The sequence below is a fragment of the Pseudomonas sp. PDM19 genome, assembly GCF_014852215.1.
Classification (GTDB): domain Bacteria; phylum Pseudomonadota; class Gammaproteobacteria; order Pseudomonadales; family Pseudomonadaceae; genus Pseudomonas.
Genome location: NZ_JACVBG010000022.1, coordinates 1 through 257 on the forward strand (window position 1 = coordinate 1; position 257 = coordinate 257).

General features: G+C 50.2%; 1 rRNA gene. It reads right to left on the bottom strand.

Annotation, left to right across the window (positions count from 1 at the left end):
• Positions 1-256: ribosomal RNA gene (locus IB273_RS31330) — 23S ribosomal RNA — on the bottom strand; the annotation flags it as partial.
• Position 257: the final 1 nt, after the last annotated feature.

The window sequence follows — 257 nt, forward strand, 5'->3', positions numbered from 1 at the left end:
TAAGGGCTAATCCCCGTTCGCTCGCCACTACTAAGGGAATCTCGGTTGATTTCTTTTCCTCAGGGTACTTAGATGTTTCAGTTCCCCTGGTTCGCCTCTTACACCTATGTATTCAGTGCAAGATACCTAACTTATGCTAGGTGGGTTTCCCCATTCAGAGATCTCCGGATCAAAGTCTGTTTGCCGACTCCCCGAAGCTTATCGCAGGCTACCACGTCTTTCATCGCCTCTGACTGCCAAGGCATCCACCGTATGCG